Consider the following 12,027-nt stretch of genomic DNA (forward strand, 5'->3'; position numbering starts at 1 on the left):
TCTTTTTCGATCCCGGTCCCGAACCCGATCCCGATCCCGAAACGGCTCGGGAGATCTTGTGGCGCCGACGTCGGAAGCGGGAACGGGAACGGGAGCGAGAGCGGAGTGTCATGAAGTAGCCAAAGGAATAAACAAGGCGTAAAATTGAAAAATGGTCGACCGGCCGATACGCCGCATCCTTCACGCCGACATGGACGCGTTCTATGCCGCCATTCACATCCGCGACGATCCCGCCCTCGAAGGGAAACCGGTTGTGGTCGGTGGCGATCCGTCGGGCCGCGGCGTCGTGGCTGCCGCCAACTACGAGGCTCGCAAGTACGGGATTCACTCCGCGATGCCGGCGGCGCTGGCCAGGCGGCTGTGCCCCGAGACGATATTCCTCCGCCCCGATTTCACGCGCTACCGGTCGGAGTCGCAGCAGATCTTCGCCATCTATCGTGATTACACGCCGATCGTCCAGCCGCTGTCGCTGGATGAGGCGTTCCTCGACGTGAGCGAGCACCTCGGCCCTTTCGACAGCGCCACCGCGATTGCCGAGGACATCCGCCGCCGGGTTCGAGAGGAGCGCCAATTAACAGTCAGTGTCGGCGTGGCGCCAAACAAGCTGGTGGCCAAGATCGCCTCCGACCACCGCAAACCGGACGGGCTGACGGTCATCCGCCCGCACGAGGTCGAGGCATTCCTCGCGCCGCTCCCGGTCCGCCGGCTTTTCGGCATCGGCCCGGCCGGCGAACGACGGCTGCACGAAATGGGCATCACCACGGTGGGCGAGCTCCGTCAGCAGACTGTCGATCGTCTGATGGTCCGATTCGGCAACTGGGGGCGATTTCTCTGGGAGCGCGCCCGCGGAATCGACAACCGTCCGGTCCATCCCCAGCGAGAACGGAAGAGTCTGAGCACCGAGCGCACCTTCGAGGACAACGTCAAGGACCCTGTGGAGATCGATCGGATCCTCGACTCGATGGCCCGAGAGGTCGCACGGGGCCTCGAGAAGCGCCGGCTGGCGGCGACTACGATCACGGTCAAGGTGCGCTATCCAGATTTCACCACCCGCACCCGCTCGCACACCCTGCCATCGCCGACGTCGGATGCGGCCACGATCTCCGCCGCCGCGCGCGAGATGGTGCGACGTACCGAGGCAGCCAAGCACTCGGTCCGCCTGCTCGGCGTCGGAACGAGTCATCTTGTCCCCGGCGACCTCGGGCAGAAGGCGCTGTTCGAGGAGTAGTGGAATTCAGGTGGGACCTGGATGCTCAAGGCTCGATGCTGGTTGCCGGATGCCGGATGCCGGATGCCGGATGCTACGAATCGATAGACCACCGTGATGGATTGGCAAGAGGCGGGAGAACTGATCGAGAATCCAGCATCGAGGATCCAGTATCGGGTGGGTGGGCGGGATGGTTCTGGCACACTAGTGCCTCCAAATGACTGACGTTCGAGAGTCCATTTCTTCACCCACCCGCCTTGTTCTCGGTCTCGTGACCGCCCTTGCCGGGCTGTGGACCGCAGGCATCTTCGTCGCCCCCTGGTTGATCGCGCACGACGTGATTGCCGGTCACTGGCTTCGGTGGTTCTATCGACCAGCGTGCCACCAGATCAGCGACCGGTGCCTGGACCTCGGTTTCGGACCGATGGCCGTGTGCGCCAGGTGTGCCGGCCTGTACCTCGGCGGAACTCTCGCCCTCCTGTGGATCACCATCCGTGATCGATCGTGGCGGCCCCGTCCCCGCTGGCTGGCGGTGGTTGCCGCGCCGACGATTGTGGACTTCGTCGCCGGCCAGGTCGGACTTCCGAGCCTTGGGAACTGGGCTCGTTTCGCGATTGCCATGCCGCTCGGTTTCCTCGCCGGTCTCTACCTCGGTGATGCGCTGTTCGAAATCGTGAGGCACAACTCGAACCAGGGAAATCGAAAAAAAGAACCGAAGGATTCGGTAGGATAGGGCGACACTCAAGGAGGACACCATGAATCAGGCACCTTCGATGCTCAAACCCGCATTGGTCGCCGGAGTCGTCTTCGGAATCGCGGGATCCATTCCGGTCATCAACTGGATCAACTGCGCCTGCTGTGCACTGATCATCGGCTGTGGATTCTTCGCTGCTTATCTGTACTCGAAGGACTGCCGCAATGCCGGCGTCGCTTTCCTACCCGGTAACGGGGCTACCGTCGGTCTGCTCTCCGGACTCATCTATGGTGGGATCTCGGGAGTCCTCGGCGGCCTCATCAGCTCCGCCATGGGTATCGGGGAGTGGGATGAGGTCATCGAGCAGATCGAGGCGACGGGCGCAGACATCGACCCGGAGGTCCTGGACCAGATCTCGCAGTTCATGGACAGCTCCGGCGGGCTGATGGTGTTTCTTGTCGGGCTGTTCTTGGCCCTGCTTCTGGGTGCGATCTTTGGAACCCTTGGCGGACTGATCGGCGGCTCGGTCTTCAAGTCGCAACCGCAACCGCCGGAGTACGACCGGGCGCCGCCACCGCCGCCCGTCGGCTGATACTCTCCGGGCAGAATGCGTTGCAAGTGGCATCGTCGGCCCCATCCCAGGCGCCGCCGCCGAGGGTAAGGAGCTCCCGGGAGGATCCTGCACGACCGATGGCCTTCGCACGACTGATCGTCGCCACCACCCTGTCGGGCACGCGGCCGCAAGACGTCTTCGTGGGGATGGGTTTCATGGGCGTGGAAGGGGTGGCCACTTCGCGGTGACCACCCGTTCCCTGTCAAAGGAGGAGCGCCAGCTGGCGTATCTCTGGCTCGCGGCGGCCGCCTTGGCCGTCGCCTTGCGACCCCTGTGGATGGCTGTCGCACCTCACCTCGGGAATTGCGTCTTTCGCTCGATCACCGCTGTGCCGTGCCCGAGCTGCGGCACCACCCGAGCGGCGACCGCCTTCCTCGACGGAGACCTGGCATCCGCGTTCGCCGCGAACCCGCTCGCAGCCACAGCAGGTTTGATCTTCGTCGCCGGTGCTCCGCTCGCGGTTCTCTGGGCAGTATCACGATGGCCGATCCCGGTCGCCGAGGGGTCCAAGGCGGGTTGGCTTCGCGTGACCACCGCCGTCCTCGTGCTATTGAACTGGCTGTATCTCATCATCGTCGACTGATGTCCGATTCGGGCCTCTCAACGTAGTTGCAAATTTGAGATTTGGTTTCATTCATTGTCATTATTTCATTTGAATAGTCTTGACAATGACACAGCTTGATTCTATTCTATCGACCGTAAAAAAGGATATGGCTATTTAGTTGATATCCATACATTCTTTGGTTCTAGGAGGTCAAAGTGAACCGTTCCACATTGTTCGTTGCGGCCATGCTGATCGGAGTTCTCGCTCTGAGCTTGGCCAATGTCGCAACTGCGGCGAAGAAACCCAAGGGCGTCGACCTGTACAAGGAGTACTGCAAACCCTGCCACCTAGCCGATTCCGAACACGGCGAGTACACGCCGATGAGCCTGATTCAGGATCAATGGGATCGCTTCTTCAAAGAGGAGTACGTCGAGAGCCACTCTGGCGTACTCGACGGAAACCACGACAACAAGCCGGTTACCGAGGTCATCAGCGAAGAGGACCTCGAGATGATCAAGAAGTTCGCGATCGACCACGCGGCCGACTCCGAGCAGCCGATGACCTGCGGCTAGTCAGCAATAGACTCAAGGAGAATCCAGATGATACGCAAGACACTCGCCTTGCTTGGCATAGCCCTGCTCTGCACGACAACGGGGCTATTCGCACAGAGCGCCGACGCCACCCAGGAACAGATCGACGATCTCAAAGAAGAGGTCAAAGATCTCGAAAAGCGCCTGATGAAGGCCGAGCGCAAGTCCGCACTCGACCGCATCAATTTCACCGGTGATTTTCGCTTCGAGGCGAACTCGATCAGCTCGACCTACGACGATTACTTCAACGGGATGCAGTTGCAGAGGGCGCTGGTCGACACGCTCTTCTACTTCGGTGCCAACAATATGCCCCCGCAGTCACCCGAGGACGTGCAGAACTTCATCGCCCAGAACTACTCACAGTACCTCTACTACCTCAACAACGTCGTCACCTTCGACTGGCTGAAAGAGATGATGGCATCCTTCCCGCCGGAGATGCAGCAGGGCCTGATGCAGCAGCTCCTTCCCTACACATTCACCGAGGGCTATGACTACTCGAACGACATTCTCTACACCAATCGTCTTCGCCTGCAGATGCATGCCGAGGTGGCCGACAACATCGAGTTCGCCGGCCGGCTCTCGATGTACAAGGTATGGGGCGATTCGACCGGCGTCCAGACCTTCAACGGCTTCCCCACCTCGATCAACATCGACGGCACGACCTCATCGGTCCCGAACTCCGACATCGTCCGTGTCGAACGGGCCTACTTCACCTGGTCCGGAGACAAATTCTACCTGTCGATCGGGCGCCGTCCCTCCACCGGAGGGGTGCCCCTCAACTTCCGCAACGACGAGCCGCGCGGTGGGTCGCCTCTTGGAACCTTGGTGAACTTCCAGTTCGACGGCATCACGGGCGGTTGGAAGATCAGCGACACATCGACCTTCCGCCTGTGCTATGGCGTCGGCTTCGAATCCGGCTTCGGAAACGCCCAGGAGCTCCAGCTGCCCGCCGACAGGCTCAAGGACGCTTCATTCCTCGGCTTCAACTGGGACATCTGGAACACCGAGGACCTGTTCGTTCAGACGACCGTCATGCGTGCGTTTGACGTCACCGACGGCTTCGGCGGACTCGTTGTTCTGCCGGTCGATCCGGTCACCGGCCAGGATGTCCCGGCCCCGGTCGTTCTGCGATATGCGCCGTCGGCGACCCTCGGCGACATCAGCTGGGCGAGCCTTGTCGGCGTCATTCACCCGGGACCGTTCGACGTCTTCGGAAGTTACAGCTACATGAAGTCTGATCCGACAAACGTCACATCGCCGTTCGGCGGTCTCTTCTCCGACCCCTTCGAGATGCCTGAGAAACAGAATGCATACTCGTTCTACCTGGGCGCTCGTTACACCTTGCCGAACGACGACACGAAGATCGGACTCGAGTACAACTACGGCTCGGAGTACTGGTTCAATATGGCGGTCGCCGAGGACAGCCTCTTCGCGCCCAAGACCTCGGTTCGCGGAGACGTCTGGGAGATCTACCTCACGCATCGAATCGCGCGGCGTTTCATCCTCAAGCTCGATTACATGATGTACAACTTCGACTCCTCTGGTTCCGGCTGGCACATGGGGGCGCCCAAGGATCTGGATTCGACCCCGATCCTCGGTTTCCCCTCGCCCACCGACGCCGACCGTTTCCTGTTAGGATTGCAGGCGCGTTTTTGATCGATAGGCTGATCCTTTGAGCACGAGGAGGAGACATTGACTCGGCGTACGATCTCTCTACTATCGCTGTTCGCCCTGGTCGCGATGCCGGCAATCGCCGCCGACTATTCTCACAAGGAATACTTCGAACACTACGAGGGCACGAAGACCTGTCTCAACTGTCACCAGGACGAGGCGGAGACCTTCTTTCACTCCCAGCACTACCAGTGGACCGGCGAGACGCCGGCGATCGTCAACGCCGATGGCAAGAAACTCGGGAAGAAGAACACCATCAACGACTTCTGCACCAACCCGATCCCGGCCTGGATCGGCATCACCAAGAACTCCCGCGGTGAGATCCTCTCCCAAGGTTGTTCGAAGTGCCATGCCGGGCTCGGGAAGATTCCGTCCGCGGAAATGAGTCGGGAACAGCTCGAGAACATCGACTGCCTGATCTGCCACGCATCCGGCTACAACCGGACCCTGGTTGAAAACGAGGACGGCAGCCTGGAGTGGAAGCCGATTTTGTGGAAGAACCAGGAGGGCCTCGACTCCGTCTCCAAGCGGATCACCATGCCGAAGCGGACGAGCTGCCTGCGATGCCACTCCGGTTCCGGCGGCGGTCCCAATTTCAAGCGCGGAGACATCGAGTACGCGCTGGCGGAAACCGACCGCCGGTTCGACGTGCACATGGGCACGGACGGTGGCGACATGGCATGCATGGACTGCCACGCAGGCACCAGCCACCGCATGCGAGGTCGCGGCGTGGATCTGATGGGTTCAGATTCCGCCGACCAGCTCCGATGTGCAGATGGTTCCTGCCACGAGGCAACGCCTCACCAGAAGGAGCTGCTGAACCGGCATGCCAATCGGGTCGATTGCACGACCTGCCACATTCCGGCCTTCGCCAAGGAGGACCAAACCGACATGGTTCGGGACTGGTCGACGCCAGCCTACGATGAGGAGAAGGACAAGCACACGCCAACCTTCACCTTTGGCAGTAATGTCACGCCCGAGATTGCCTGGTACAACGGCTCCGTGTGGGCTCAGCTGCCAGGCGTTCCGGTGACCGAACGCGATGACGGCGTGGTCACGATGGTATTGCCACAGGGTTCGCGCTCGGATGCCAAGGCCAAGCTCCACCCGTTCAAGGTTCACCGTGGCAAGATGCCGGTGACAAAGGACGACCGCTGGATCTTGCCGATCAACGTCGAGGAGTTCTTCGCTGACGGAAACATCGACGGCGCAGTCCGTGAGGCGGCCCACGTGCTCTACGGGATCGAAAACTTCGACTACGAGTGGGTACCTGTGAAACGCTATATGGGTATCTTCCACGAGGTCCAGCCGGCGGAGAACGCGCTTCGTTGTCTCGACTGCCACGGACCCGACGGGCGTCTCGACTGGGCCGGTCTCGGCTATGAGGGAGATCCGCTTGCCGAGGTCTTGAGTCCCTCGCACTGAGGCGGACCTTTCGAACACCAGGGCGGGCCTTCGGGCCCGCTTTTTTTGTCCATGAATCGATAAGATATTGAGACTGAATCACTCATTTTCTCATTTTCAGCTGAATAAGAACCGTTAGGAATCCTAAATGAATCACTCAAAGCCATATAATGAAACCGTTTACCTCTAAATTTTGTGTATTTGAAAAACTATTCATATGACCAAATTGACATAGGCTTGACAATTCATTTTGAGATTACAATTATGTGACAGTGCAGAAGAACTGGACCTTTTCGCCAGACCTTCGAGGCTCTCACCGCCGCCCCGGGAGGGCGGCGAAGCGCTTGATTTTCAAGGGCTACGGAAGCCCGCTGCGAGGCGAAAACCCGACCCCCTCTCCGGGCGTCGGTTCATCTCAGATTTCTAACCAATCGATTTAAGGAGGATTGGACATGAGGAGGAGCATCCTGCTGGCCCTGGTCGGCGTGGCATGCGCCCTGGCCCTACCGGCGACGGCCGCTGACAGTCCGTGCATGGATTGTCATGATGATGTCGCCGCCGCGATGGCCAACCAGATCCACATGCGCATCGAACCTTTCGAGGTCTACGGTCGCACGGTGGGCTGCGAGGGCTGCCACGGTGACGGTACCCAGCATATGGAAGAGGGAGATCCGGAGCTGATCCGGACCTTCGAGAACCCGGTTGAGGACACCGCCGCGTGCCTCGATTGCCACGGTCAGAAAGAACAGGGCGCGTGGCACGCATCGACGCATGCGATGGAAAACCTGAGCTGCCTCGACTGCCATTCGATTCACCAGGCGAAGAACCCGCTGAACACCTGCAAGGACTGCCATCAGGCAGTCGTTGCCCAGTTCCAGCTGCCTTCGCACCACCCGGTACCCGAGGGCCACATGACCTGCGTCGGCTGCCACGACCCGCACGCCGCGACCGAGAGCCAGCTCAAGACCGACATGCGGCTCAACGATCTCTGCTACACCTGCCACCAGACCAAGGAAGGCCCGTTCATCTTCGAGCACGCCCCGGTGGTCGAGGATTGCAGCCTGTGCCATACACCGCACGGAGCGGTCGCTAACAATCTGCTGACGGCGAACGAACCCACCGTCTGTCTGCAGTGCCACGAGTTCCATTTCCACGCCGGTCTCAACAGCCCTGAAGGGCACATTGACGTCGGTGGCACGGAGTTCGACAACCCGTTCGGCGAGCACAGCTTCAACGTGGCCTTCACCACCAAGTGCACCCAGTGCCACTCGCAGATCCACGGCACTGACCTGCCGTCCCAGTCGATTCCGGGCGGCGGCCACGGAATGGTGCGGTGAGGGGGACATCATGAATATCAAATCCATTTTCCAGCTCTCGCTGGTTCTGGCCCTGATCGCTATCCCCGTGACCGTTTTCGCTCAGGAGGCGTCGCAGGCCGAGCCGGGACCGTTCACACTCAACCTTGTCGGCACCGAGCCCGGATCAATCTCCGACGCTGATGTGGAGTCGAGCGTCGAGATCGGTCTTTACAACACGAGCCTGGACGACTCGCCGGACATGGTGGCCGAGTACTACGACACCAGGTCGGGTATCACTGCCAATGCGATGATCTCGTCGCACAGTGACTCGGGCAGCCTTGAGTTTGTGGCCGCCTTCCAGAGCGCCGATACCCAGGCCGGCTCGTTCGATTTCGACCTCGGACGCAGCTGGCGTTCGAAGAACAGATACCAGAAGTTCATCCACCGGCTCGGTCACGATCCGATGACCAACCTGGAAGCGACGTCGACCAACGGCAAAGTGGTCTGGCACACGGACCTTCGTCCCGACCAGGAGTACCAGTTCAACTACTCGGTCCTCAGCAGCAGCAACGAGCTTCAATTCGAAGGGCTCGACGCGCTGACCATCGGTCTCGATGTGCGGGAGCAGAAGCGTCGGGGACATACCCAGGCCTACACCACCTCGCACTGCGACAACTGCCACATCTACAGCCAGGGGCACCCGATCGACGAGACGACGACCGACGCCACCGTCGACGCCAAGCTAGCGTGGAGCGGCGGCTACGCCAAGGCGGCTTTCACGACCCGAAGCCTGAAGCACGGCACGTCGTCGGTGCCGATGACCTACGACGACGCCCTCCATCCGGAGCTGCAAATTCCGGTCTTCGACAACCGCCTCCAGTACGACGACGACGCGATTGGCGTACCGGCGGACATGTGGTCGAACATCGACAAGAACAAGACCCGGCTCGATCTGGTCTTCAACGACGTCGGTGGCTTCACGATCACCGGCAACGGCGTTTTCTCGGACACCGAGAACACCTACACCGGCCTGAAGTCCGACTATCGAGGTTACGTCGTCACCGCGGCCAAGGGCTGGAAGAACGGTTGGCGCCTGCGCTGGCGCGGTCGCGCGTACTCGATCGACAACGACGATGTCTTCGTCGACGTCAACGACCGACCCGGTGTTGCCGGGCCACTCGCCGGCCAGACCTTTGAAGAAGTCTGGGGCGTCAACTTCGACCACACCCGGATGTCGGCGCTCAACCGCGACGCCTTCGAATCGAAAGCCGACCTCAGCTATCGCTTCGGCCGCAAGACCGGAACGTTACGTTTCATTTGGGACTATGACAGCGTCGATCGTGACAACTTCCAGGTCTTTCCCGGTAAGTTCGAGACCTCCACGAACCTCCTCGGGGCCAGTTATCGCGTCCGCCCGGCCACCGGTTGGAACTTCGAAGCCAACCTCAAGTACGCATCTGTCGACAACGCGTTCATGCTGATTGATGGCGCCTGTTCAACGCTCGTTTCCCCCAGCTATCCCAATCCGTGGAATCCGGAAACTCCGCAGTACTACCAGTTCCAAGACGCGCGCATCGCGGACACAACGGCATCGGCCTCGAGCTGGATGCGAGCCGATCTTCGCGCCGGATACTCGACCGGCAACACGACCCTCTTCGGCAAGTACATCTACTATGACGGAGACAACAACGATGGCGACCTGACGGACTGGGCGCGCAAGAGCAGCACGGCGCTCGTTACCGTTTGGTCGGCCCCGACCGAGAACATGAATTGGTACGCTACGCTTTCCTGGATCGATTCGGATCTGGATGTACCTGCCTGCATACCAGTCTTCGATGGTTGAGCAGGCACTGTTATGGGAGGCCAGGATGGCTTCTCTCGTGACGTGCTCGACTACACCTCCGAATCCACGACCCTGATGGCCGGTGTCAAATTCCTCACCGGGAGCGAGAACGAGATCGGAATCGATCTCAGCTGGATGCAGGCCGAGGCGGGCCTCGCGCCCTTCGATCTGTCGGCTGACGACTACGTGGCGATTTCTCCGCCGATGAGCTTCGACTTCTCGACTTCACACCTCAACTCGGATCTGGACAACACCCGAATCGACGCCGAGTTGTGGGCCAAATTCTGGTTCGACTCGAAATGGTGGCTGCGTCTCCGCTATCACTACGTCGATTTCCAGGACGACGCGCCCTATCTCTACGACACCTCGGGCACATACCAGTTCGCCGCTGCAGCGATCGGACTGGTCTTCTGATCTGACATTCCCTTGTTGTCGCCCCGCCGTTCGCGGCGGGGCCTTTTTTGTGTCCGAAGAACCCGCAAGGCGTGGCATTTGGACCCGCCGGGCCGACATTCCGGATCCTCAACCGCGGACGAAAGTTGGCACGGGCCTTGCGCATACCTCTGCGGGCGGCCACCGAACCGCCAAAAAGGAGGTACTCATGACAATCAATCGTTCATACACGTTCACGGCGCTCGCCATCCTGGTGATTGCGAGCTTCATCATCGCCCCGCCGGCCGATGCCCAGCAGCGCCGTCGGGCAACGGTCCAGGTTGGACCCGAGTGCACGGGCGGGCTCCAGGCCCTCTTCGACGAAATCGAGGCGGGCTTTCTGTCCACCGATGATGAGGTCGATATTCTATTCCTTCGCCAGGAGGAGAAGCTCGCTCGCGACGTCTACCTGACACTGGCCGATCGGTGGCAGCTGCCGATCTTCGCCAACATCGCTCGCGCCGAGCAGAAGCACATGGACCTCGTGCTCAAGCTGATCGAGACCTACGGGCTCGTCGATTCCATCACCGACGACACCGTCGGAGCCTTCAGCGACGGCTTCCTGGCACAGCTGTACATCGACCTCGTGGCCACCGGTGAGGTCTCACTCGTCGATGCGTTGGCCATCGGAGTCGAGATCGAGGACATGGATCTCGCCGATCTCTACCAAATGATCGAGAACACCGAAAACGACCATGTCAAGCTGGTCGCCCACAACCTCGCCAAGGGCTCGCGCAACCATCTCCGGGCCTTCATGCGCGCCCTCGAGGCTCAGGGCGGAACCTACACGCCTGACGAGTATCTGGACCAGGAAACCTTCGACGGGATTCTCGAGGCCGACATGGAGCGGCGGATGTTCTACGACTCGGACGGTGAACCTGTCCCGGCCTGCGGCGGATCGGTCGGCGGGTTCGGCATGCGACGCGGCGGACAAGGCTACGGCTCCGGTGACGGTTCGAACGGGAACGGCGATGGAAGTGGAGAGTGCACCGGTGACGGCTCGGGTGAGTGCGACGGCACCGGCCCGAACGGTGGTAGCAATGGCAACTCGAACGGGTCCGGCAGCGGCTCTGGCGAGTGTGACGGCACCGGTCCGAACGGTGGTGGCAACGGTGGCGGCAACGGTGGCGGCAACGGTGGCGGCAACGGTGGCGGCAATTGACCGGCCTAGTGACTGAAGCAAAGGATTTCACCATGAAGAAAATAGGAAGATCCCTCATCACCATAGCCTGCGCAGGCATGCTTCTCGTGGCTTCGGCCGGTCAGGCCAAAGCCCAGGATGCAGCCCCCAGTGCGAATCAGAAGAAGGCCCAGACACAAGCGAAGAAGGGCGACGGCACGTGCGACGGTCAGGCCCAGGGTGCAGGGCAACAGAAGGGCGCCGTTCGAAAGAACGGACCCGCAGACGGATCCGGCACCCAGGGGGTCGGCCCCCGGGGCGGCAGCGGCAACGGCTCGCCCGGCAAGATGGGCACCCGCAAAGGTGCGGACACCTCGATGCAGAAGGCGAGCAAGAAAGGCACGAGTTCCGCCGGCGTGAACGGCTCCGGAAAGGGTGCAACCATGCGCTCCAGAGCGCGTGACCTCAGCGGCTCCGGCAGCAGAAGTTGCGCCGGTTCTCGATCCGGCTCTCGAAGTTCCGGAGGCTCCCGGCGCGGCGGACGTCGGTAGGCTCCCCCTCTCCCCTCTTTCGGCCCCGCTCTCCCGGGCGGGGCCTTTTTCGTCTGGATG

12 protein-coding genes are annotated in these 12,027 nt (G+C 61.0%); all 12 read left to right on the forward strand.

The window, feature by feature from the left end; all coding sequences use genetic code 11:
- Positions 1-151 precede the first annotated feature (151 nt).
- The 12 genes from dinB to LJE93_09000 all read left to right on the forward strand — a co-directional run bounded on the left by dinB (position 152) and on the right by LJE93_09000 (position 11,967).
- A complete protein-coding gene (dinB, locus tag LJE93_08945; protein ID MCG6949020.1) occupies positions 152-1,228 on the forward strand; it encodes a DNA polymerase IV in 1,077 nt (358 codons plus the stop codon).
- 196 nt (positions 1,229-1,424) lie between these two features.
- The gene (locus LJE93_08950; protein MCG6949021.1) at positions 1,425-1,940 is read left to right on the forward strand and encodes a DUF2085 domain-containing protein; all 516 of its coding nucleotides are present in this window, start codon (positions 1,425-1,427) and stop codon (positions 1,938-1,940) included.
- Positions 1,941-1,962: 22 nt separating this feature from the next.
- Entirely contained in the window at positions 1,963-2,493 is a 531-nt protein-coding gene (locus LJE93_08955; protein ID MCG6949022.1) for a hypothetical protein, read from the forward strand.
- Positions 2,494-2,698: 205 nt separating this feature from the next.
- Positions 2,699-3,097, forward strand: coding sequence for a DUF2752 domain-containing protein (locus LJE93_08960; GenBank protein ID MCG6949023.1), 399 nt, complete (start codon positions 2,699-2,701; stop codon positions 3,095-3,097).
- 176 nt (positions 3,098-3,273) lie between these two features.
- A complete protein-coding gene (locus LJE93_08965) occupies positions 3,274-3,630 on the forward strand; it encodes a cytochrome c (protein MCG6949024.1) in 357 nt (118 codons plus the stop codon).
- A gap of 27 nt (positions 3,631-3,657) precedes the next feature.
- Positions 3,658-5,304: a DUF3373 domain-containing protein gene (locus LJE93_08970; protein MCG6949025.1), complete on the forward strand. Its 1,647-nt coding sequence runs from the start codon at positions 3,658-3,660 to the stop codon at positions 5,302-5,304.
- A 36-nt stretch (positions 5,305-5,340) separates the two neighbouring features.
- Entirely contained in the window at positions 5,341-6,744 is a 1,404-nt protein-coding gene (locus tag LJE93_08975) for a hypothetical protein (protein MCG6949026.1), read from the forward strand.
- A gap of 431 nt (positions 6,745-7,175) precedes the next feature.
- The gene (locus LJE93_08980) at positions 7,176-8,060 is read left to right on the forward strand and encodes a DmsE family decaheme c-type cytochrome (GenBank protein MCG6949027.1); all 885 of its coding nucleotides are present in this window, start codon (positions 7,176-7,178) and stop codon (positions 8,058-8,060) included.
- 10 nt (positions 8,061-8,070) lie between these two features.
- Positions 8,071-9,864: a hypothetical protein gene (locus LJE93_08985; GenBank protein MCG6949028.1), complete on the forward strand. Its 1,794-nt coding sequence runs from the start codon at positions 8,071-8,073 to the stop codon at positions 9,862-9,864.
- A 12-nt stretch (positions 9,865-9,876) separates the two neighbouring features.
- Complete coding sequence (locus LJE93_08990; protein ID MCG6949029.1) at positions 9,877-10,278, forward strand: hypothetical protein; 402 nt, start codon at positions 9,877-9,879, stop codon at positions 10,276-10,278.
- A gap of 187 nt (positions 10,279-10,465) precedes the next feature.
- The gene (locus LJE93_08995) at positions 10,466-11,458 is read left to right on the forward strand and encodes a DUF2202 domain-containing protein (protein ID MCG6949030.1); all 993 of its coding nucleotides are present in this window, start codon (positions 10,466-10,468) and stop codon (positions 11,456-11,458) included.
- A 32-nt stretch (positions 11,459-11,490) separates the two neighbouring features.
- The gene (locus LJE93_09000) at positions 11,491-11,967 is read left to right on the forward strand and encodes a hypothetical protein (GenBank protein ID MCG6949031.1); all 477 of its coding nucleotides are present in this window, start codon (positions 11,491-11,493) and stop codon (positions 11,965-11,967) included.
- Positions 11,968-12,027: the final 60 nt, after the last annotated feature.

Source organism: Acidobacteriota bacterium (assembly GCA_022340665.1).
GTDB lineage: Bacteria > Acidobacteriota > Thermoanaerobaculia > Thermoanaerobaculales > Sulfomarinibacteraceae > Sulfomarinibacter.

Coding starts and splice junctions, on each gene's coding strand:
- dinB (MCG6949020.1), top strand. CDS start 152: ATGGTCGACCGGCCGATACGCCGCATCCTTCACGCCGACATGGACGCG.
- LJE93_08950 (MCG6949021.1), top strand. CDS start 1,425: ATGACTGACGTTCGAGAGTCCATTTCTTCACCCACCCGCCTTGTTCTC.
- LJE93_08955 (MCG6949022.1), top strand. CDS start 1,963: ATGAATCAGGCACCTTCGATGCTCAAACCCGCATTGGTCGCCGGAGTC.
- LJE93_08970 (MCG6949025.1), top strand. CDS start 3,658: ATGATACGCAAGACACTCGCCTTGCTTGGCATAGCCCTGCTCTGCACG.
- LJE93_08980 (MCG6949027.1), top strand. CDS start 7,176: ATGAGGAGGAGCATCCTGCTGGCCCTGGTCGGCGTGGCATGCGCCCTG.
- LJE93_08985 (MCG6949028.1), top strand. CDS start 8,071: ATGAATATCAAATCCATTTTCCAGCTCTCGCTGGTTCTGGCCCTGATC.
- LJE93_08990 (MCG6949029.1), top strand. CDS start 9,877: ATGGGAGGCCAGGATGGCTTCTCTCGTGACGTGCTCGACTACACCTCC.
- LJE93_08995 (MCG6949030.1), top strand. CDS start 10,466: ATGACAATCAATCGTTCATACACGTTCACGGCGCTCGCCATCCTGGTG.
- LJE93_09000 (MCG6949031.1), top strand. CDS start 11,491: ATGAAGAAAATAGGAAGATCCCTCATCACCATAGCCTGCGCAGGCATG.